The sequence below is a fragment of the Paraburkholderia sp. RL17-368-BIF-A genome (assembly GCF_046054045.1).
GTDB classification, from domain to species: domain Bacteria; phylum Pseudomonadota; class Gammaproteobacteria; order Burkholderiales; family Burkholderiaceae; genus Paraburkholderia; species Paraburkholderia graminis.
On record NZ_JARESN010000001.1, the window covers coordinates 285,535 to 306,704 of the forward strand.

Genomic DNA, 21,170 nt, shown 5'->3' on the forward strand with positions numbered 1-21,170 from the left:
CGCATGGTTATGCTCACGCGCCCATCGCGCTCACGAGCGGCATCGCGCAACTCGCGCCTGAGCGCCTATGCGGGCCGATTGCAGCCCCGTTGCACGCGATTACTTGCCGTGACGCGCACAGTGCCGCCCGACTACAATGCCGGATGCTCCAATCGGGCCATCGCCGGCAGGAAGGTAGTCCGGTGACGGCTTTCGCTTATCCACTATCCCAAACCGCATGAGACCTGTCGTTCGCCTCACTGCCTCCGCGACCAGTGCGCTGCCACGCTGGCTGCTGTTGACCATCTGTATCGTCTACGCGTCGTTCGGCCTGTTCGGCCGCGATCCGTGGAAGAACGAGGACGCAGCCGGCTTCGGCGTGATGTGGACCATGGCGAACGGCAGCGCGCACGACTGGCTGCTGCCGAACCTCGTCGGCAAATACCTCACTGAAGACGGCCCGCTCGGCTACTGGCTCGGCGCGATCGCGATCCGCGTGCTGGCGCCGTGGGTCGACGCGAGCAATGCATCGCGCGTCTTCACGGGGCTGCTGTTCTGCGCGGGCTGCGCGTTCGTCTGGTATGCGGCCTACCTGCTCGGGCGGCGCGCCGAAGTGCAGCCGTTCAAATACGCATTCGGCGGCGAGCCGGAGCCGCGCGACTACGGCCGCACGCTCGCCGACGGCGCCCTGCTGATCCTGCTCGCCTGCTTCGGCCTCGCCGAACGCGGCCACGAAACGACGCCGCAACTCGCGCAATTCGTCGGCATCGCGATGCTCGTGTACGGCCTCGTGCGGATGATCGACAAGCCGATTCAGGGCGCTTCGATCTGGGGCCTCGCACTCGGCCTCGTGACGCTCGCGAGCAGCCCGGTGCTGGTCGGCGCGCTGCTGCTCGGCACGCTCGCGATGACCTTGATCGTGCGCGAAACGCGCTCGCGCTGGCTGCTGCTGGCGGGCCTGCCAATCGCTCTCGGGCTGTCGGTCGCATGGCCGATTGCCGCACTGGCCGCGTTTCCCGTCGACGCCGTCTGGTATCTGAACCAGTGGGTGCACGTGAGCCTGAGCTCGTTCGCCGGCCCGCCTGGCTCGGTGGCGGCTTACGCGCTCAAAAACCTGCCGCTCTTCACGTGGCCCGCGTGGCCGCTCGCGCTATGGGCATGGTTCAGTTGGTCGGGGCTGCGCCGCGGGCCGCACGTGGCGATTCCCCTTTCGGTGATCGGGCCGCTGTTCGTGCTGGTGGTGCTGCAAAGCCATCAGTCGAACCGGCTCTATATGCTGCTGCTGCCGCCGCTCGCGGTGCTGGCCACCTTCGCGCTGCCTACGCTCAAGCGCGGCGCAATCAACGCGATCGACTGGTTCGCCCTGCTCAGCTTCACGATTCTCGGCAGCTTCGTGTGGCTCGTTTATGTGGCCGGGCTGACCGGTTTCCCGCACCCGCTGGCGCGCAATCTCGCGCGCCTCGCGCCGGGCTTTGCGCCGCAGTTCAAGATTCTTTCGTTCGTCTGCGCGGTCGCGGTGACCGTGTGCTGGTTCGTGCTGGTGCAATGGCGTCTCGCGCGCCATCCGAAGGTGTTGTGGCGCAGCGTGGTGCTCTCCAGCGCGGGCACGACGCTGATGTGGGTGCTGCTCATGACCTTGTGGCTGCCGGTCGTCAACTACAGCCGGACATATAAGGACGTGGCCCAGCAGATCTCGAGCCATCTGCCCGACGACTACACCTGCATATCGCCGGTGCGCCTCGGCAATGCGCAGATCGCGACCTTCGCGTATTTCGGCGACATGCACTTCGCGTTCAATGAGGATTGCGACGTGATTCTGCGTCAGGACACGCAGGACTACGGCGAGCCGAGCGCAATGTCCAACTTCGTGTGGAAGCTCGTGTGGGAAGGCCGCCGTGCGGCCGACCGCGACGAACGCTTCCGCCTGTATGTCCGCATCGACCGGCCGAAGCCGCCCGTCGTCAAACGGCGCAGCTGGCACAAGAAAGCCGACTGAACGACGATGCTCGCCGACCTACGGAAAATCGCAGCGCTCGCGTGGCCGGTGCTGATCGGCCAACTGGCGATCATCGCGTTCGGCGTGATCGACACGGCCATGGTCGGCCGTTATTCGGCCGTCGATCTCGCCGCGCTCGGCCTCGGCTCGTCCATCTACATTTCGGTGTACATCGGCCTGACCGGCATTCTCACGGCGCTGCAGCCGATCACCGCGCAACTCTACGGCGCGCGCCGCTATGAAGAGATCGGCGAGGAGATCCGCCAGGCGCTGTGGCTCGCGCTCGCGCTGACGGTGATCGGCTTTCTGATCCTGTTCTTTCCGGGCCATCTGCTGAAGCTCGCGCGCGTGCCGGAGGCGCTGCACGAGCGCACGGTGTCGTATCTGCGGATACTCGCGTTCGGTCTGCCTGCGGGCCTCGTCTTTCGCGTTTACGGTTCGATCAGCAATGCAGTCGGCAAGCCGCGGCTCGTGATGATTCTGCAGATCGGCGGCCTGTTGCTGAAGGTGCCGCTCAATACGTGGTTTATTTTCGGCGGTCTCGGTGTGCCGGCGCTCGGCGGTCCTGGCTGTGCGCTGGCAAGCAGCCTGATTAACTGGGCGCTCGCGCTCGTCGGCATGCTGCTGCTCACGCGCGTCGACGTGTTCACGCCCTTCGCGATCTTCCGGCGCTTTTGCTGGCCGGTCTGGCGGCGCCAGGCGGCGCAGTTGCGGCTCGGCATCCCGATGGGACTGTCGTATCTGATCGAAGTCACGTCGTACACGTTCATGGCGCTTTTCATCGCGCGCTTCGGCACGACGACGCTCGCCGGGCATCAGATCGCCGGCAACATCGGCGCGGTGTTGTACATGACGCCGCTGTCGATCGGCATTGCTTCGTCGACGCTCGTCGCTCAGGCGCTCGGCGCGCATCGCCCGGAAGCGGCGCGCACGCTGTCGCGGCACGGCATCATGATGGCCGTCGCGATCGCCTGCTGTTACGGCGTCATCGTGCTCGCGCTGCGCCCGTATGTGATCGAAGGCTATACGCCGAATGCGCAAGTCGTGGCCGCGGCGATGCCGCTCGTGCTGATCGTCGTGTGCTACCACGCGTTCGACGCGTTGCAGATCACCACCGCGTTCGTGCTGCGCGCGTACAAGGTCGCGGTCGTGCCGACCGTGATCTACGCGGTGGCGCTATGGGGCGTGGGGCTCGGCGGCGGCTATCTGCTCGGCTTCAATGTGAGCGGCACGATCCCGCCGTGGTTGACCGGCGCACGCGGCTTCTGGGTGGCCAATACCGCGAGCCTCGCGATTGCCGGCATCGGCTTGCTGCTTTACTGGCGAGTGGTCAGCAGGCGGCACGTGCGCGCGGCCGCGGCGTTGCGGGCGGATGCTGGGGTTTGATGGTGGAAGTCGCGGGCGGTCGCACTGCGGTGCGGTTGGTTGAAAGCGCGGATTGTTTCTATGTCCGCCCCCCGTACCGGGCGCGGGCGGGCCGGGCATAGGTGCAGTGCGTGTGTTGAGCGCAGGTTCCGAACGCCGGTTCCAGGCGACGACTAAACGCAGCCGCTCAAATACGCGGCCCGCATCCACCGCTTCAACCCGCATCCGCCGCTTCAACCCGCGCCTCCGCCCCTCCCGCCTCCCGATCATGCCGCTCGAAAATCTCGCGTGCGGCAAAGAGCGCGTTCAGCGCCGCCGGAAAGCCGGCATACAACGCCATCTGCATGAACACTTCGACGATTTCCTCGCGCGAGCAGCCGACATTCAGCGCTGCTTCGATATGCACCTTCAACTGCGGCTGCGCGCAGCCGAGCGTGGCAAGCGAAGCGATCGTCGCAATTTCGCGCGCGCGCAAATCGAGCTGCGGACGGCTGTAAATATCGCCGAAACCGAATTCGATCAAAAGACGCGCGAAGTCCGGTGCGATCGGCGCGAGCGCGGCGATGACCTGCTCGCCCGCCGAGCCGTCGATTTCCCTCAGCTTGTTCCAGCCTTGCGTGTAGCGGTCGTTTTGTGCGTGGTCCATGGTGAGTCCTTTTCCGAGTGTGATAGGGATGACGTGTCGTCGATCCGCCGTGTCCGGCCGCCCGCCGCGGGCGTCTGGCCGGCCGCTTCGCCTTCGTAATACGCGATCTTGTCGATGATCGCGCCGAGGTTCGTCTGCAACTCGGCGATCCGCGCCAGCACCGCATCGCGATGCGCGGCGAGCAGGTCGCGACGCGCGCCCATCGTCTGCTGACCCTCGGCCCGCAGCGCCGCGAAGGCCTGCATGCCGGCGATCGGCATGCCGGTCGCCTTCAGGCGCATCAAGAACCGCAGCCAGTCGAGGTCGGCCGGCGAGTACAGGCGATGCCCCGCCTGCGTGCGGCCGACCGCGCGAATCAGCCCGGCCTGCTCGTAATAGCGTAGCGTGTGCGTGGAGACGCCGATGGTTTCGGCGACCTGCCCGATGGTGAGTGCGTTCGACGTTTTCGACATGACAGGACTCAGGTTAGGACTTCGAGTGCACTCTAAGTCAAGCGCGCCGCGCTGTCATTCGCGCTGTCGTTTATTGCCGCTCATTCGTCGACACGGCCACGCGCGCGCGGACGATGTGAGCAATCGGCGCACAACCGCCTTATATCGAGGCAAAAGGTTTAAAGATTGTTCATGGCGATTTACTTGCCATCAATCGATCGGTATAAATCGTCGGCGTTCGCAAATAAAGGGGCGCATTTGTCCTATGCTTATGCGCAGCGCCTGCTGAGCGATGCGTCGCCCGTTTCCGGCTAACTTTTTGCCCCCAATGGAGTGCTTGCCATGCTGAAAAAGCTCGTGATGCTTTGCGTTGCTCTCGCGTTCTCGCTGTCGGCCGGATTCGCGGCAGCAGTGGAAGTCAACTCCGCCGACCAGGCGGCGCTCGAATCGGTCAAGGGCATCGGGCCCGCGCATGCGAAGGCGATCATCGAAGAACGCAGCAAGAACGGCCCGTTCAAGGACGCCGACGATCTGGCCGCGCGCGTCAAGGGCATCGGCAGCAAGTCGGTCGTGAATCTGGAAGCGGCGGGCCTGACGATCAACGGCTCGTCGACGCCGCCTACGGGCGCAAAAGCGGCCGCCAAACCTGCGGCCACGCCGTCCGCGGCCACGAAGCCGACGGAGACGAAGGCCGCGCCCGCGGCTAATACGACCGCGACCGCGGCCACAACGCCGGCAACCGCGGCGCCGGCCACGCCTGCGGATGCTTCGGGTGCTAAGGCGTCGAAGTCCTCGAAGTCATCCAAGTCGAAGAAGGCTAAGGAGGCTGCAGCGGCATCGGCGCCTGCGGGCACTGCTACTACCGCCACAACCACGGCCACCGCCGCCACGGCCGCGAGCGCGCCGGCCGACGCGTCCGGCGCCAAAGCATCGAAGAAGAAAGCGAAGAAGAGCAAAGCCGCGTCGGCAGCGGCGGCTTCCGGCGGCGCATGAAGAACCCGTCCGATGCAAACCGTGTCGGACATTGATCGAACAGCAAGGCAGTGCGCCGCGCAGCGATGTTTGCGCCGTGGGCGCACCCAGTGCAGCCGGCACAGTTGGCGCACCACGGGCACCACCGCACCGCACGCACTACCTTCTTTCCCCTCGACGCCGCGCAGCCGCGCGGCGCCTCACCCGCCGGCCCGTCATCGACGTGCCGGCATTCAAGAGAGACCCATCATGAGCCTACTCGATACCCTCGGTTCCCTGGTCGGTAAATCGCCCGAAGGCGGCGGCCAGGCAGCGCTGATCACAGCCGCACTCGAATTCGTCAACAGTCAGCCGGGCGGGCTGAACGGCCTGATCCAGCGCTTCCAGGAAAAGGGCCTCGGCGAGGTCGCATCGTCGTGGGTCAGCAACGGCGAGAATCAGCCGATCGCCGCCGACGCGCTGCATAGCGTGCTCGGTTCCGACGCCGTCGCCGGCCTCGCCGCGAAAGCCGGCGTGCAACCGGATCAGGTCACCGGCCTGCTCGCGCAAATTCTGCCGCACGTGGTCAACGCGGCCACGCCGGAAGGCGAAGTGCCCGCCGAAGGCAAGCTGAACGCAACGACCGTGCTGGGCGCGCTCGGCGGTTTGTCGGCGCTGTTCGGCAAGGGCACGGCCTAAGCGAAATCGGGCTGGCGCGAGCGGCATGAGCGATTGAAGCGCGCCTCGACGCACCGAGCGGACCGCTGAAGCAAGCGAACCACTCCTGCCGGCCACGGAGCAGCAAAAAAAAGCGGCAACGAAGTCACCTTCGTTGCCGCTTTGCCATCTACGCGCGCTTGGTTACCGCGCGTGAGACCGCTCGTGACGTGTGGCTCAATGCACCACGCGCTCGAACACGAGGTTGCCGTCTTCCAGTTCGACCGGAATCACATCCTTCGGACCGAACTTGCCCGCCAGAATCAGCTTGGCGACCGGGTTCTCGATCTCCTGCTGGATCGCACGCTTCAACGGCCGCGCGCCGAACAGCGGATCGTAGCCGACCTTGCCGACGTGCTCGAGCGCCTCGTCGGAGACCACCAGTTGCATGTCGAGCTTCGCGAGCCGGTCATGCAGACGCTGCAACTGAATCCGCGCGATGGACTGCACGTTCGAGCGGTCGAGCGCATGGAACACCACGACGTCGTCGATCCGGTTCAGGAACTCAGGGCGGAAGTGCAGCTTCACCTCCGTCCACACCGCGTCCTTCACGGCTTCCTGCGGCTCGCCGACCATCGCCTGGATGACCTGCGAACCCAGGTTCGACGTCATCACGATCACCGTGTTCTTGAAGTCCACGGTACGCCCTTGCCCATCGGTCATACGGCCGTCGTCGAGCACTTGCAGCAGCACGTTGAACACGTCCGGATGCGCCTTCTCGATTTCGTCGAGCAGGATCACGCTATAAGGCTTGCGACGCACCGCTTCTGTCAGATAACCGCCCTCTTCGTAGCCGACATATCCCGGCGGCGCGCCGATCAGACGCGCGACGCTGTGCTTCTCCATGAATTCGCTCATGTCGATACGGATCAGATGATCTTCCGAATCGAACAGGAACGCCGCCAGCGCCTTGCACAGCTCGGTCTTGCCCACGCCGGTCGGCCCGAGGAACAGGAACGACCCGTACGGACGGTTCGGATCGGACAGACCCGCGCGCGAGCGGCGGATCGCGTCGGCCACCGCGCTGATCGCCTCGTCCTGGCCGATCACGCGCTCATGCAGCTTGTCTTCGATCTGCAACAGCTTCTCGCGCTCGCCCTGCATCATCCGCGAGACCGGAATGCCGGTGGAGCGCGACACGACTTCCGCGATTTCCTCGGCGCCGACCTGCGTACGCAACAGGCGCGGGCGCGTCGGATTGTTCTGCTCCTTCGCCTCGGCCTGCGTGACTTCCTTCAGCTGTGCCTCGAGACCCGGCAGCTTGCCGTATTGCAGTTCGGCGACTTTCTCGAGCTTGCCTTCGCGCTGCAAACGCGTGATTTCCGCGCGCGTCTTGTCAATCTCTTCCTTCAGTTGCGCGCTGCCCTGCACTGCTGCTTTTTCCGCGGTCCAGATTTCCTCGAGGTCCGAATACTCGCGATCGAGCCGCTCGATTTCCTCTTCGATCAGTTGCAGACGCTTTTGCGACGCTTCGTCCTTCTCTTTCTTGACGGCTTCGCGTTCGATCTTCAACTGGATCAGCCGACGGTCGAGCCGGTCCATTTCTTCGGGCTTCGAATCAATTTCCATCTTGATCTTCGACGCGGCTTCGTCGATCAGATCGATTGCCTTGTCCGGCAGGAAACGATCGGTGATGTAGCGATGCGACAGCTCGGCCGCCGCGACGATCGCCGGGTCGGTAATGTCCACGCCGTGATGCAGTTCGTACTTTTCCTGCAAGCCGCGCAGGATCGCGATCGTGGCCTCGACCGTCGGTTCGTCGACGAGCACCTTCTGGAAGCGGCGCTCGAGCGCGGCATCCTTCTCGATGTACTTGCGGTATTCGTCGAGCGTGGTCGCGCCGACGCAATGCAGCTCGCCGCGCGAGAGCGCCGGCTTCAGCATGTTGCCCGCGTCCATCGCGCCTTCGGCCTTGCCCGCGCCGACCATCGTATGAATTTCGTCGATGAAGACGATGGTCTGCCCTTCGTCCTTCGCGATGTCGTTCAGCACGGCCTTCAGGCGCTCCTCGAATTCGCCGCGATACTTTGCGCCGGCGAGCAACGCGGCCATGTCGAGCGACAGCACGCGCTTGCCCTTGAGCGTCTCCGGCACTTCGCCATTGACGATGCGCTGCGCGAGCCCTTCGACGATCGCGGTCTTGCCCACGCCCGGCTCGCCGATCAGCACCGGATTGTTCTTGGTGCGGCGCTGCAGGATCTGAATGGCGCGCCGGATTTCGTCGTCACGGCCGATCACCGGGTCGAGCTTGCCGGCCCGCGCGCGCTCGGTCAGGTCGACCGTGTACTTCTTCAGCGCCTCGCGCTGGCTTTCGGCGTCCTGGCTGTGCACTTGCGAGCCGCCGCGCACCGCCGCAATCGCGCTTTCGAGCGACTTGCGCGACAAGCCATGCTGACGCGCGATGCGGCCGGCCTCGCCCTTGTCGTCGGCGACCGCGAGCAGAAACATTTCGCTCGCGATGAACGTGTCGTTGAGCTTCTGCGCTTCCTTGTCGGCCTGGTTTAGCAGTCCGGTCAACTCGCGGCCGATCTGCACATTGCCGTCGGTGCCCTGAACTTGCGGCAGACGCGTGATGGCGTCGTCGAGCGCGGTTTGCAGCGCCTGAACGTGCACGCCGGCGCGCGACAGCAGCGAACGCGCGGACCCGTCCTGCTGCGCGACGAGCGCCGCGAGGACGTGAACCGGTTCGATGTATTGATTGTCATGGCCGACCGCGAGACTCTGCGCGTCCGCCAGCGCTTCCTGGAATTTAGTGGTGAGTTTGTCGATTCTCATGCGAGACCTCCAATTTCGATTACCACCAAAATGAGGCGTTTTATTCAGGTTTCAAGCGCTTTTTTGTCCTCAGGACGTAGTTTTTAACGTTGCACGCGAAGAAAAATGCGCGACGCTTCGCGCGAGCCGCGTTCAGGCGACCGGCAGCGGGTTGTCGCTCGCCGGCTCGACGGGCACCGCCGGCACGACCGGGATCACCGTGCGGATGCCGAGCAAGGCCGCCAACGGCCCTTGCGGACCCGCGACTTCATCGATCGTATGGCGATCGAGTTCGGCGAGAAAGGCATTACGCGCAGCCTCGAGCACGTTGCGCAACCGGCATTGAGGCGTAATGACGCAAGGACGGCGTTCGCCGTTCTGGTCCGGCAGACACGCGACCAGCGCGAAGTCGCTTTCGGTCGCGCGCACGATCTCGCCGACCGTCAGCTTGCGGGTGCGCTCGGCAAGCCGCAAGCCGCCGTTACGGCCGCGCACGGTTTCCACCCAGCCGAGCTCGCTCAACTGCTGCACCACCTTCATCAGGTGGTTCTTGGAGACGCCGTACGCGTCGGAAATGTCCTGAATGGTCGACAAGCCCTCGCCGCGAATAGCGAGGTATAAAAGGACGCGCAGCGAATAATCGGTGTAATCGGTCAGTCTCATGGTTGCAGTATCACAATGAGCGCAAGCCGCGATCCGTGGGATAACCGCGTCGATGCAAGGGTTGCCGGGGGCCGCGGCTTCGCCATAAGATGCAGGGCTGGCACATGTTTAATTTATGCTGCATCGATGAATCCGGGCCTTCGACGCCAATGGTAACGTTTCGCGCCGCGCCTATTCACACCAAAAGCGCGCTATTTTGAGCTGACTTCCGCGGAACTGGTAGTTTTTATGGCAGTTCCGGACGCCCGGTGGCGCCCTGTGGCGCGCTTTGACGAATCGCAGCGCAATCGTCGCATATTTCTGGAACCCGCATGAAACCGTCTTTTCCGGCCGCGCCGGTTGTCGAGCGCGCCGCCGAGCCTACCGAAACGAACATCCGCGAGCTGGTGTACGCGTTTTATGACCGCGTGCGCGCCGATCCGCTGCTCGGGCCGGTGTTCGACGCAACGCTCGCGGGCCGCTGGGACGACCATCTGCCGAAGATGTGCACGTTCTGGGCGAGTCTCGTGCTCGGCGCGAAGCAGTACCGCGGCAATGTGCAGCAGGCGCATCAGCCGCTCGAGGGAATCGAACCGCAGCATTTCAGCCGCTGGCTGTACCTGTTTCTCGACACCGTCGAATCGCGCTACGAGCCGGCTGCGGCCGTGCGCTTCATGGAACCGGCGCTGCGTATCGCGCAGAGCTTGCAGCTAAGCCGCTTCGGCTGGGACTACAAGATTCCGGCGGAACAGCAGGCGCTGCTCGAACGCGTGGCGCCGAAGCGGCCTCGGGCGGACGACGAACCGCATCTTCCCGCACGGCCCGCCGGGGAACCGTTTCCGACGCGCATTATCGGTAAATCGCGGGACGAGTGAGAGCGGTTGGCGCCGTGCCGAGCGAGCGCCCGGCGCTTACTCCAACCCGCCGTTGCCCGACTCGATGCCCCAGCGCGCAAGCGCCGCGTCATCGGTCACGCGGGCGTCGACCCAGCGCTCGCCCGCCTCAGTTTTTTCCTTCTTCCAGAACGGCGCCTGCGTCTTCAGATAATCCATCACGAATTCGCACGACGCGAACGCGTCGCCGCGATGTGAAGCGGTGGTCGCGACCAGCACGATCTGGTCGAGCGGATAAAGCTTGCCGACGCGGTGCACGATCAGCACCTCGATGCCCGGCCAGCGCTCGCGCGCGCTCACGATGATCGCTTCAAGCGACTTCTCGGTCATGCCCGGATAGTGCTCGAGTTCCATCGCCTCGACGGTGCTGCCGTCGTTCAGATCACGCACCGTGCCGACGAAACACGCCACCGCGCCGACCTTCGGATTGCGGGCGCGCAACGCGGCGACCTCGGCGGTGAGATCGAAATCTTCGGTCTGGACACGAACGGGCATAGCGGGCTCCTTGCGGCTCAACCGCCCGTGACGGGTGGGAAGAACGCGACCTCGCAGCCTTCGGTGATGCGCGTGCCGGCGTCGGTCATCACGTGATTGCAGGCCATGCGCAGCGCGCGGCCTTCGGCCAGCGTGTCGGCCCAGATGCCGCCGCGCACGCGCAGCCATGCGCGCACGTCGCCGACGGTCGCGATGCCCTCGGGCACCTCGACGGTTTCGTCGGCCAGGCCGAGCGCTTCACGCACGCTCGCGAAATATCGCAGTTGAATCTTCATGGGATGCCGCCGGCTCAGCCGGCCTCAATTCAGCAAATCGGAAAAAGGGATGAAGCGCACGGTTTCGCCCGCGCTGATCGCGTGATTGGGCGGATTGTCGATCAGCCCGTCGCCCCATACCGTCGACGTCAGCACGGCCGAGCTCTGGTTCGGGAACAGATCGAGGCCGCCCTCCGCATTGATGCGCGCCCGCAGGAATTCGTTGCGGCGATCGGCCTTGCTCTGCGTGAAGTCCGCGCGCAGCGACAGCGCGCGCGGCACGACGGCCTGCACGCCGGCAAGACGCAGAATAAACGGACGCACGAACAGCAGAAAGGTGACGAAGCTCGATACCGGGTTGCCTGGCAGGCCGATGAAAAACGTCTCGGCTGAAGGGGCAGCGGGAGCTGCCGCTGAATCTTTTGCCGAGCCGCTGTCCGCGCCGCGGCGCACCGCGCCGAACGCCAACGGCTTGCCCGGCTTCATCGCGATCTGCCACATCGCGAGGCGCCCTTCCGCTTCGACGGCCGGCTTCACATGATCTTCCTCGCCGACCGACACGCCGCCGCACGTCAGAATCAGGTCGTGCGCCTGCGCGGCTTCGCGCAGCGTGGCGCGCGTCGCATCCAGACTATCGGCGACGATGCCGAAATCGCTCACCTCGCAGCCGAGCTTCTCGAGCAGGCCACGCAGCGTGAAGCGATTCGAGTTGTAGATCGCGCCGGGCTTGAGCGGCTCGCCGGGCATGGTCAGTTCGTCGCCGGTAAAGAACACGGCGACTTTCACGCGACGGCGCACGGGCAGTTCCGCGCAACCGACGGACGCCGCGAGCCCTAGCGCCTGCGGCGTGAGCCGCGTGCCGGCCGGCAGGATCACCGAGCCGCTGCGGATGTCCGCGCCTTGTGCGGTAATCCATTCGCCCGGCTGCGGGCTGTGCAGGATAGTGACTTCGTCGGCGGCGGCTTCCGTTTGCTCCTGCATCACGACCGCGTCCGCGCCCGGCGGCACGGTCGCGCCGGTGAAAATGCGCGCCGCCGTGCCGGGCTTCAGCGGCTCGGGCGCGTGGCCGGCGGGAATGCGTTGCGATACCGGCAGGCGGCGGTTGCCGTGAGCCGTCAGGTCGGCGGTGCGGATCGCGTAGCCGTCCATTGAACTCGTGTTCATGGGCGGCACGTCGAGCGGCGACACGACGTCGGCCGACAGCACCCTGCCCGACGCTTCGAGCGTCGGAACCGACTCGCTGCCGTCGACGGCGCGCGCGGCGCCGAGCAGGGTCGCGAGTGCGTCGGCAGTGGCGAGCATCGGAGCGCGGGGCGTGGGAGTGGACATCTGTGGTTTCAGGCCGCTGGTCAAAAGAGCATTGTAGCGGGCCAACGGCGAGCCTTGTCGGGTCGGCGATGCTGGCGCCGACCCGCCCTTCGATACTCAGGCGCCCGTATTCGCGGCAATGAAGTCCTTCACGCGCTGCGCGTCCGCCGGCAACACTTCGAAGCGCTGCGGCAGCGACTCCAGTCCCGCGAACGCCGCCGGGCGCTCCGGTTCGCGCAGCAGCGCTTCGCGAATCGTTTCGCCGAACTTGATCGGCTGCGCGGTCTCCAGCACGATCATCGGAATGCCCGGCTGCAGATGTTCGCGCGCGACCTTCAGGCCGTCGGCGGTATGCGTGTCGATCATCGTGTCGTAGCGCTGGAACACGTCGCGGATCGCCTCGACGCGATCGTCGTGACTGCTGCGGCCCGACACGAAACCGAACTCCTTCACGCGCGCAAAGTCGCCGCTCGCCGCAAGGTCGAACCCGCCTTTTTCCTCGACGTCGCGGAACAGTTGCAGCACGCGCGACGGATCGCGGCCGAGCAGATCGAACACGAAGCGCTCGAAGTTAGACGCCTTCGAAATGTCCATGCTCGGGCTGCTCGTGTGATACGTCTCGGCCGCCTTGCGCACGCGATAGATGCCGGTGCGGAAGAACTCGTCGAGCACGTCGTTTTCGTTCGTGGCGACCACGAGCTTTTCGATCGGCAGACCCATCATGCGCGCGATGTGCCCTGCGCACACGTTGCCGAAGTTGCCCGACGGAACCGTGAACGACACGCGCTCGTCGTTGCTCTTCGTCGCCGCGAAGTAGCCCTTGAAGTAGTAGACGACCTGCGCGACGACGCGCGCCCAGTTGATCGAATTGACCGTGCCGATCTTGTACTGCGCCTTGAACGCGTGATCGTTCGACACCGCTTTCACGATGTCCTGGCAGTCGTCGAACACGCCCTCGACCGCGAGATTGAAGATGTTCGGGTCTTGCAGGCTGTACATCTGCGCGGTTTGAAACGCGCTCATTTTCTTGTGCGGCGACAGCATGAACACGCGAATGCCCTGCTTGCCGCGCATCGCGTATTCGGCGGCGCTGCCGGTGTCGCCCGAAGTCGCGCCCAGAATGTTCAGCGTTTCGCCGTGCTTCGCGAGCGCGTATTCGAACAGGTTGCCGATCAACTGCATCGCCATGTCCTTGAACGCGAGCGTCGGACCGTTCGACAGTTCGAGCAGCGACAGCGGCGCGCCGTTTTCGACGCCAAGCGTTTTGAGCGGCGTGATCTGCGCGGCGCTTTCGTCGTCGCGCACGTTGCTGTACGTGGCCGCCGTGTACGTCTTGCGCGTGAGCGCGCGCAGGTCTTCGGCGGGAATGTCGTCGCTGAACTTCGACAGAATTTCGAAGGCGAGGTCCGCGTACGGCAGCGTGCGCCAGCGCGTGAGCTCGTCGGCGCTGACGCGCGGATAGTCGGCCGGCAGATAGAGGCCGCCGTCTTTCGCGAGACCGCCAAGCAGGATTTCGGAGAAGGTGTGGCGCTCGCCGGCTCCGGCGCCGCGCGTTGACAGGTAGTTCATAGTTGGCCTAGTTCAGCGCTTCCATGCGCAGCTTCGTGACTTGCGAGACAACGGTCTTCAATGCTTCGATCGTTTTGATCGCCGCGTTGACGTGCTTTTCGACCGTTTCGTGCGTGATCAGGATGATGTCGGTCTCGCCCTTGCCGTTGGCGTCGACCTGTTCCGATTCCTTCTGCAGCAGCGCGTCGATCGAGATACCCGTGTCGGCCAGAATGCGCGTGATGTCGGCCAGCACGCCGGTCACGTCGGCAACGCGCAGACGCAGGTAATAGCCGCTCGTCACTTCGTCGATGGGCAGAATCGGCGTGTTCGACAGACGGTCCGGCTGGAAAGCCAGATGCGGCACGCGATGCTCGGGGTCGGCCGTGTGCAGGCGCGTCACGTCGACCAGATCGGCGACGACCGCCGACGCCGTGGGCTCCGCGCCCGCGCCCTTGCCGTAGTAAAGGGTGGTGCCGACCGCGTCGCCGTGCACGACGACCGCGTTCATTGCGCCTTCCACGTTGGCGAGCAGACGCTTGGCCGGGATCAGCGTGGGATGCACGCGCAATTCGATGCCCTTGTCGGTACGGCGCGCGATGCCGAGCAGCTTGATGCGATAGCCGAGTTCCTCGGCGTATTTGATGTCGATCGCGGCGAGCTTGCTGATGCCCTCCACATACGCGCGGTCGAACTGCACCGGCACGCCGAACGCGATCGCGCTCATGATCGTCGCCTTATGCGCGGCGTCGATGCCTTCGATGTCGAAGGTCGGGTCGGCTTCGGCGTAGCCCAATTCCTGCGCGGCCTTCAGCGCGGTCGCGAAGTCGAGCCCGCGGTCGCGCATTTCCGAAAGAATGTAGTTCGTCGTGCCGTTGATGATGCCCGCGATGTACTGAATCTGATTGGCCGTCAAGCCTTCGCGCAGCGCCTTGATGATCGGGATGCCGCCCGCGACGGCCGCCTCGAACGCGACCATCACGCCGTTCGCGCGCGCCGCCTCGAAGATCTCGGTGCCGTGCACGGCGAGCAGCGCCTTGTTGGCCGTGACCACGTGCTTGCCGTTGCCGATTGCGCGCAGCACGAGGTCGCGCGCCACGCCGGTGCCGCCGATCATTTCCGCGATGATGTCGATCGACGGATCGTCGACCACCGCGTTGAAGTCGTCGGTCAGCGCGACGCTCGCGGCTTGCGCGCCGAGCGCCGCCGTCGCCTTGGCCGGATTGCGCACGGCGATGCGCGCAATCTCGATGCCGCGGCCCGCGCGACGTTTGATTTCATCCTGATTGCGGCGCAGTACCGTGAAGGTGCCGCTGCCTACCGTGCCGAAGCCCAGCAGTCCAACTTTGATCGGTTCCATGCAGCGTGGTGTCGTGTAGTGATTAAGGGAATTCGGGTGCCGGTTGGCCGGTGCGCGCAGCGGACAGATCACGCTTCGCGCACCGTATTGTGCGCTACGCCGTGTGACGTTTGCGATAACCGTCGAGGAAGCGCGCGATCCGGTTGATGGAATCGGCCAGATCGTCGACGTTCGGCAGGAACACGACGCGGAAATGATCCGGCGTCTTCCAGTTAAAGCCGGTGCCCTGCACGAGCAGCACGCGCTCCTCGAGCAGCAGGTCGAGGATGAACTGCTGGTCGTTCTCGATCGGATAAATCTTCGGATCGAGGCGCGGGAACATGTAGAGCGCCGCTTCCGGCTTCACGCAGCTCACGCCCGGAATCGCCGTCAGCATGTCGTACGCGAGTTCGCGCTGCTTGTAGAGGCGCCCGCTCGGCACAATCAGGTCGTTGATGCTCTGATAGCCGCCGAGCGCGGTCTGGATCGCATACTGGCCTGGCACGTTCGGGCACAGGCGCATGGAAGCGAGAATGCCGAGCCCTTCGAAATAGTCTTTCGCGTTGCGGCGGTTTTCGCCGGTGAGACCCGAAATGAACATCCAGCCGGCGCGGTAGCCGCACGAGCGGTAGCTCTTGGACAGGCTGTTGAACGTGACGGTCAGCACGTCTTCGGACAGCGCGGCCATCGACGTGTGCGTCTTGCCGTCGTAGACGATCTTGTCGTAGACCTCGTCGGCGAAAATCACGAGACCGTGCTGGCGCGCGATTTCGATGAGGCCGAGCAGCAGTTCGTCGGAATACAGCGCGCCGGTCGGGTTATTCGGATTGATGACGACGAGCGCGCGCGTATTCGGCGTGATTTTCGCGCGGATGTCGTCGAGGTCCGGCATCCAGCGGTTCGATTCGTCGCAGATGTAGTGCACGGGCGTGCCGCCCGCGAGGCTCACGCCGGCGGTCCACAGCGGATAGTCGGGCGCGGGCAGCAGCACTTCGTCGCCGTCGTTCAGCAGCCCCTGAAGCGCCATCACGATCAGCTCGGACGCGCCATTGCCGATGTAGATGTCGTCCAGTTCGACGCCGTGCACGCCTTTTTGCTGCGTGTAATGCATGATCGCCTTGCGCGCGGCGAACACGCCCTTGGAGTCCGAGTAACCGGACGAACCAGGCAGATTCAGGATCATGTCCTGAATGATTTCGTCCGGCGCTTCGAAGCCGAACGGCGCCAGGTTGCCGATGTTCAGCTTGATGATGCGATGGCCTTCTTCTTCGAGCCGCTTCGCATGTTCGAGGACGGGCCCGCGAATGTCGTAGCAGACATTCAACAACTTGTTGGATTTGAGAATCGGTTTCACGGCGGGCACTTCATCCTGGTTAATGTCCCGGTTAAAGGGCATTGAGGGCTTCAAGGCTTGAGCTCGGGGCTGGCGGCGAACGGCTCGGCCAACCGGCTCGGGCGAACAAATCGACGGACCGGGCAGGCTCGCCGATTGCGGAATTCGGGTGCGGCAACGCCGCGGGGCCGCCCGGGGTCGGGCCGCCCATGGTGGACGAAAGCGGGCGGAACCAGGTAGGTAGCCGGTGGGTCGCACCCCGAACCCTAGCGCCACTTGTGACGGCGCATGAGCAGGGGCGCCGCGAGGCGGCTAAAAAGTTATAATTTAGCGGATTTTGGCCGACTTCCGCAATGCACCAGGCGTAACGGGAGCCTTTTGGGCCCTTTCCTGTCCCACTCGTGTAGAACCGCCCTGCTCGCCCCTCGTGCGATCAGGCCTTCAACACGCATGATGTCTCGCGACGACTTCGGAAAACGAATTTGAAATTACATCAGGATTCCAGCGGCGCCCTCAATACCGTCACCGGTTACGGCGCCGGCTATGTCGAAATCAATCTGGTGCGTCACGCGGGCAGCCTTCTCGTGCTGCCGGACGCGCCTGTCATCCCCTGGCCGGTTACGTCTTTCGAGCAGTTGAGCGCCGAGCTTTTCGCGATGCTGGTCGAGCCCGCGCCCGAGGTCGTGATATTCGGCAGCGGCGAGCGGCTGCGCTTTCCGCATCCGCGCCTGACGGCGGCGCTCACCGCGAAGCGCATCGGCGTCGAAACCATGGACTTCAAGGCCGCCTGCCGCACGTACAACATTCTGATGGCCGAGGGCCGCAAGGTTGCGGCTGCGCTGCTGATCGAAGGCTAGCGCGGCAGCCGACGCGCCTCCCGCGCGCGCCCAGGCTCGCCCTCGCCGCGTCACGCCCGATCACGTACACTGCGCGCCATCCGCGCGAGGCCGGCTGCGTGCCGCCATCTCCGAATAACAACGCGGCGCCGCGCGAGCGGCGTCGCCAGAAAGGTTTGAATCCATGAACGATACGCCGTCGAGGCTACCGCTCAACCGCACCGCCATCCTGCTGCTGGTGCTCGCCCTTGCCGTCATCTGGTTCGTGCCGCTCGGCTGGCGCCATCTGCTGCCGAGCGACGAAGGCCGCTACGCCGAAATGGCCCGCGAGATGTTCGTCACCGGCGACTGGATCACGCCGCGCTACAACGGCTACAAGTACTTCGAGAAACCGCCGCTGCAAACCTGGGCGAACGCGCTGACGTTCGCGTGGTTCGGCATCGGCGAATGGCAGGCGCGGCTCTATACGGCGCTGACCGGCTTTGCCGGCGTGCTGCTGATCGGCTACACCGGCGCGCGCGTGTTCAATGCGGCGACCGGCGTGTTCGCCGCGCTCGTGCTGGCGACCTCGCCGTACTGGAACCTGATGGGCCACTTCAACACGCTCGACATGGGCCTGTCGTTCTGGATGGAGCTCACGCTTTGCGCGTTGCTGCTCGCGCAGCGCCCCAACCTCAAGACTTCGTGCGAGCGCGGCTGGATGTGGCTGTGCTGGGGCTCGATGGCGCTCGCGGTCCTGTCCAAGGGTCTCGTCGGCGTGATTCTGCCGGGCGCGGTGCTGGTGCTTTACACGCTGATCGCGCGCGACTGGGCGGTGTGGAAGCGCCTGCATCTGATCGGCGGCCTGATCGTGTTCTTCGCGATCGTCACGCCGTGGTTCGTGCTGGTGCAGCAGCGCAATCCGGAATTCCTCAATTTCTTTTTCATCGTCCAGCAGTTCAAGCGCTATCTGACGCCTGAGCAGAACCGCCCCGGAGCGTTCTATTACTTCGTGCCGGTGCTGATTATCGGTTTCCTGCCGTGGCTTTCGGTGACGGTGCAAAGCGTGCGTCACGCGTGGCGTCTGCCGCGTCAGCCGAACGGCTTCGCGCCCGTCACGATGATGCTCGTCTGGATCGGCTTCATCTTCCTGTTCTTCAGCGCGTCGCACTCCAAGCTGCTGTCGTACACGCTGCCGATCGCGCCGGCCATCGCGCTGCTGATCGGCATGTATCTGCCGCTCGTCACGCGCGAGCAGTTGCGCCGCCATCTGACCGGCTATGTGCTGTTTCTCGTAGTCGCCGCGTTTGCCTCGCTGTTCCTGCCGCGCTTCGGCAGCGCGCGCAATCCGGCCGAGCTGTATGCCGAGTACCGCACGTGGGTGCTCGCGGCGCTCGCCGTTGCCTTCGTGCTGACGCTCGCCGCGCTGTGGCTGAATCGCCGTGGCCGCGCGAGCAGTCTCGGCGCCATCGCCAGTTTCGGCGCGGCATGGCTGCTGCTCGGCATGATCGCCGGGACGGGCCACGACGTGTTCGGCCGCCTCAGTTCCGGCGCGCCGCTCGCGCCCGCGATCAAGGCGCAGATGGCGAAACTGCCCGCCGACACGCCGTTCTACTCGGTCGGCGTGCTGGATCACACGCTGCCGTTCTACATCGGCCATACGATGACGATGGTCGAGCATCCCGACGAACTGGCGTTCGGCGTTTCGGTGGAACCGCAGAAATGGCTGCCTTCGGTGCAGGCATGGGTCGAGCGCTGGAAGGCCGACCGCTACGCGCTCGCGCTCATTCCGCCGTCCACCTACGACACGCTTCTCAAGCAGGGCCTGCCGATGCAGGTCATCGCGCGCGATTCGCGCCGCGTCGTCGTGATGAAGCCGCTCGCGGCGGGAACGGCGGGCGCGGCGGCCGCGGCGCTGGAAAAACCGCAGCAGTGACCCCATATCAGGACCTGAACATTCGATGAATCCGATTTCCCTCTTTTGCATTCTTGCCGGCGTCACGTTGAACGCCGGTGCGCAGTTGTTGCTCAAAGCCGGTACGAATGCCGTTGGACACTTCGAATTCACCCGTGCGAACATCCTGCCGATCGCCTTTCGACTTGCGACGCAGCCGCCGATCATCGGCGGGCTGGCGTGCTATGTGATCAGCGTCGTGGTGTGGATCGTCGGGCTGTCGCGCGTGGACGTGTCGATCGCGTATCCGATGCTGTCGCTCGGCTACATCGTCAATGCGTTCGCCGCGTGGTATCTGTTCGGCGAAGTGCTGTCGGTGCACAAGCTCGTCGGCATCGGCGTGATTCTGGTCGGCGTGGTGATACTTGCGCGCAGCTAGGCGCGTCGCGTAGAACGCCGTGGCAAACGCCGCGGCAAACGCCGGGGTAAAGACAGCGTAAGCCGGCATCCATGCCGGCCAAGCAAAATGTAAGGTTCATCGCGGTATGCTCCGCGGTTGCACCCTTTTTCGGCCTTGGCCTCGAATCGCGCGCAGTGTGTTTCCACAGCGCCGTTCGGGCCCCGGCCTCATTGATCGAGCGAAGCATTCATGACCCAGTCAACCGTTGCGTCTCTGCCCTTCCTGCCGTTCGTCAAACCGGAAATCGACGAAGAAACGATTCAGGGCGTAGCCGATGTGCTGCGCTCCGGCTGGATCACCACGGGCCCGCAAAACCAGAAATTCGAGGCGGCGCTCTCCGAATTCTGCGGCGGCCGTCCGGTGCGCACGTTCAATTCCGGCACGGCGACGCTCGAAATCGGTCTGCGCATTGCAGGCGTCGGCGAAGGCGACGAAGTGATCACGACGCCCGCCTCGTGGGTGTCGACGAGCAACGTGATCTACGAGGTCGGCGCGACGCCGGTGTTCGCCGACATCGACCCGGTCACGCGCAACATCGACCTCGACAAGCTCGAGCAGGCGATCACGCCGCGCACCAAGGCGCTGATCCCCGTCTATCTGTCCGGCCTGCCCGTCGACATGGACCGCCTGTACGCGATCGCTCGCGCGCACAAGCTGCGCGTGGTCGAAGACGCCGCGCAGGCGTTCGGCTCGACATGGAACGGCAAGCGCATCGGCGCGATCGGCGACATGGTCTCGTTCAGCTTTCACGCGAACAAGAACCTCACGTCGATCGAAGGCGGCGCGCTCGTGCTGAACAATGAGGACGAAGCCGTGCTCGCGCAAAAGTACCGGCTGCAAGGCATCACACGCACGGGTTTCGACGGCATGGACTGCGACGTGCTCGGCGGCAAGTACAACCTGACGGACGTCGCCGCGCGCGTCGGCCTCGGTCAATTGCCGCATCTGGAACGCTTTCTCGCGCAGCGCAGGAAACTCGCGCGCGCGTATTTCGCCGGCTTCGAGGGCGGCGCGGCAGAGAAGCTCGGCGTCGGTCTGCCGTTCGCCGACTTCGAGAACAGCAACTGGCACATGTTCCAGATCACGCTGCCGCTCGACAAACTTTCCATCGACCGCGCGGGTTTCATGAGTCAATTGAAAGACCGCGGCATCGGCTCGGGCGTGCACTATCCTGCGATTCACCTGTTCTCGCTGTATCGCGCGCGCGGCTTTACGGAAGGCATGTTCCCGCACGCGGAGCGTTTCGGCGCGACGAACGTCACGCTGCCGCTCTTCACGCTGATGAACGAAGGCGACGTGCAGCGCGTCTGCCGCGCAGTCAATGAAATTTGCGAACAATACGGAAAATAA

Annotated in this window: 19 protein-coding genes; 9 read left to right on the plus strand and 10 right to left on the minus strand. The window is 64.7% G+C overall.

From position 1 onward, the window contains the following. Positions 1–217 precede the first annotated feature (217 nt). Both P0D87_RS01220 and P0D87_RS01225 read left to right on the plus strand, forming a co-directional pair. Positions 218–1,975: an ArnT family glycosyltransferase gene (locus P0D87_RS01220; RefSeq protein ID WP_006048857.1), complete on the plus strand. Its 1,758-nt coding sequence runs from the start codon at positions 218–220 to the stop codon at positions 1,973–1,975. A 6-nt stretch (positions 1,976–1,981) separates the two neighbouring features. Then, positions 1,982–3,361, plus strand: coding sequence for an MATE family efflux transporter (locus tag P0D87_RS01225; protein WP_029971382.1), 1,380 nt, complete (start codon positions 1,982–1,984; stop codon positions 3,359–3,361). A gap of 193 nt (positions 3,362–3,554) precedes the next feature. Here P0D87_RS01225 and P0D87_RS01230 read toward each other — a convergent pair whose 3' ends face one another. Together P0D87_RS01230 and P0D87_RS01235 are read right to left on the minus strand one after the other, a co-directional pair. Further along, complete coding sequence (locus P0D87_RS01230) at positions 3,555–3,986, minus strand: carboxymuconolactone decarboxylase family protein (protein WP_006048855.1); 432 nt, start codon at positions 3,984–3,986, stop codon at positions 3,555–3,557. Beyond that, positions 3,938–4,438 (minus strand): MerR family transcriptional regulator, encoded by a 501-nt coding sequence (locus P0D87_RS01235; protein WP_053858018.1) that lies wholly within the window; start codon positions 4,436–4,438, stop codon positions 3,938–3,940. The genes P0D87_RS01230 and P0D87_RS01235 overlap by 49 nt, the downstream gene beginning before the upstream one ends. Positions 4,439–4,759: 321 nt before the next feature. Here P0D87_RS01235 and P0D87_RS01240 point away from each other — a divergent pair, with 321 nt between their 5' ends. Next, the gene (locus P0D87_RS01240) at positions 4,760–5,410 is read left to right on the plus strand and encodes a ComEA family DNA-binding protein (RefSeq protein ID WP_171799836.1); all 651 of its coding nucleotides are present in this window, start codon (positions 4,760–4,762) and stop codon (positions 5,408–5,410) included. A gap of 228 nt (positions 5,411–5,638) precedes the next feature. Next, a complete protein-coding gene (locus P0D87_RS01245; protein ID WP_029971378.1) occupies positions 5,639–6,067 on the plus strand; it encodes a YidB family protein in 429 nt (142 codons plus the stop codon). A gap of 195 nt (positions 6,068–6,262) precedes the next feature. Here P0D87_RS01245 and clpB read toward each other — a convergent pair whose 3' ends face one another. Beyond that, positions 6,263–8,860, minus strand: a complete 2,598-nt coding sequence (gene clpB / locus P0D87_RS01250) for an ATP-dependent chaperone ClpB (protein WP_006048851.1) — start codon at positions 8,858–8,860, stop codon at positions 6,263–6,265. A gap of 132 nt (positions 8,861–8,992) precedes the next feature. Then, positions 8,993–9,502, minus strand: coding sequence for an Rrf2 family transcriptional regulator (locus P0D87_RS01255; RefSeq protein WP_006048850.1), 510 nt, complete (start codon positions 9,500–9,502; stop codon positions 8,993–8,995). 311 nt (positions 9,503–9,813) lie between these two features. Here P0D87_RS01255 and P0D87_RS01260 point away from each other — a divergent pair, with 311 nt between their 5' ends. After that, a complete protein-coding gene (locus tag P0D87_RS01260; RefSeq protein ID WP_053858016.1) occupies positions 9,814–10,356 on the plus strand; it encodes a group III truncated hemoglobin in 543 nt (180 codons plus the stop codon). A 36-nt stretch (positions 10,357–10,392) separates the two neighbouring features. On the opposite strand, the gene P0D87_RS01265 is transcribed toward P0D87_RS01260, so the two are convergent. The 6 genes from P0D87_RS01265 to P0D87_RS01290 all read right to left on the minus strand — a co-directional run bounded on the left by P0D87_RS01265 (position 10,393) and on the right by P0D87_RS01290 (position 16,681). After that, the gene (locus P0D87_RS01265; RefSeq protein ID WP_006048848.1) at positions 10,393–10,869 is read right to left on the minus strand and encodes a molybdenum cofactor biosynthesis protein MoaE; all 477 of its coding nucleotides are present in this window, start codon (positions 10,867–10,869) and stop codon (positions 10,393–10,395) included. 17 nt (positions 10,870–10,886) lie between these two features. After that, positions 10,887–11,144 (minus strand): molybdopterin converting factor subunit 1, encoded by a 258-nt coding sequence (moaD, locus tag P0D87_RS01270; RefSeq protein WP_006048847.1) that lies wholly within the window; start codon positions 11,142–11,144, stop codon positions 10,887–10,889. Between the two features lie 24 nt (positions 11,145–11,168). After that, entirely contained in the window at positions 11,169–12,425 is a 1,257-nt protein-coding gene (locus P0D87_RS01275; protein WP_053858015.1) for a molybdopterin molybdotransferase MoeA, read from the minus strand. A gap of 123 nt (positions 12,426–12,548) precedes the next feature. Continuing rightward, positions 12,549–14,000, minus strand: coding sequence for a threonine synthase (gene thrC, locus P0D87_RS01280; RefSeq protein ID WP_006048845.1), 1,452 nt, complete (start codon positions 13,998–14,000; stop codon positions 12,549–12,551). Between the two features lie 7 nt (positions 14,001–14,007). Then, on the minus strand, positions 14,008–15,339 hold the full coding sequence (locus P0D87_RS01285) for a homoserine dehydrogenase (RefSeq protein WP_053858014.1): 1,332 nt from the start codon (positions 15,337–15,339) through the stop codon (positions 14,008–14,010). A 94-nt stretch (positions 15,340–15,433) separates the two neighbouring features. Then, positions 15,434–16,681 carry a pyridoxal phosphate-dependent aminotransferase gene (locus tag P0D87_RS01290; protein ID WP_029971373.1) on the minus strand — a complete coding sequence of 416 codons (1,248 nt, stop codon included), beginning with the start codon at positions 16,679–16,681 and terminating at the stop codon, positions 15,434–15,436. Positions 16,682–17,133: 452 nt separating this feature from the next. On the opposite strand from P0D87_RS01290, the gene P0D87_RS01295 reads away from it, so the two are divergent. The 4 genes from P0D87_RS01295 to P0D87_RS01310 all read left to right on the plus strand — a co-directional run bounded on the left by P0D87_RS01295 (position 17,134) and on the right by P0D87_RS01310 (position 21,170). After that, positions 17,134–17,508, plus strand: a complete 375-nt coding sequence (locus tag P0D87_RS01295) for an Mth938-like domain-containing protein (protein WP_006048841.1) — start codon at positions 17,134–17,136, stop codon at positions 17,506–17,508. Positions 17,509–17,671: 163 nt separating this feature from the next. Further along, positions 17,672–19,402, plus strand: a complete 1,731-nt coding sequence (locus P0D87_RS01300; protein WP_053858013.1) for an ArnT family glycosyltransferase — start codon at positions 17,672–17,674, stop codon at positions 19,400–19,402. 25 nt (positions 19,403–19,427) lie between these two features. After that, a complete protein-coding gene (locus P0D87_RS01305; RefSeq protein ID WP_006048839.1) occupies positions 19,428–19,799 on the plus strand; it encodes an SMR family transporter in 372 nt (123 codons plus the stop codon). A gap of 210 nt (positions 19,800–20,009) precedes the next feature. Further along, on the plus strand, positions 20,010–21,170 hold the full coding sequence (locus P0D87_RS01310; RefSeq protein ID WP_053858012.1) for a DegT/DnrJ/EryC1/StrS family aminotransferase: 1,161 nt from the start codon (positions 20,010–20,012) through the stop codon (positions 21,168–21,170).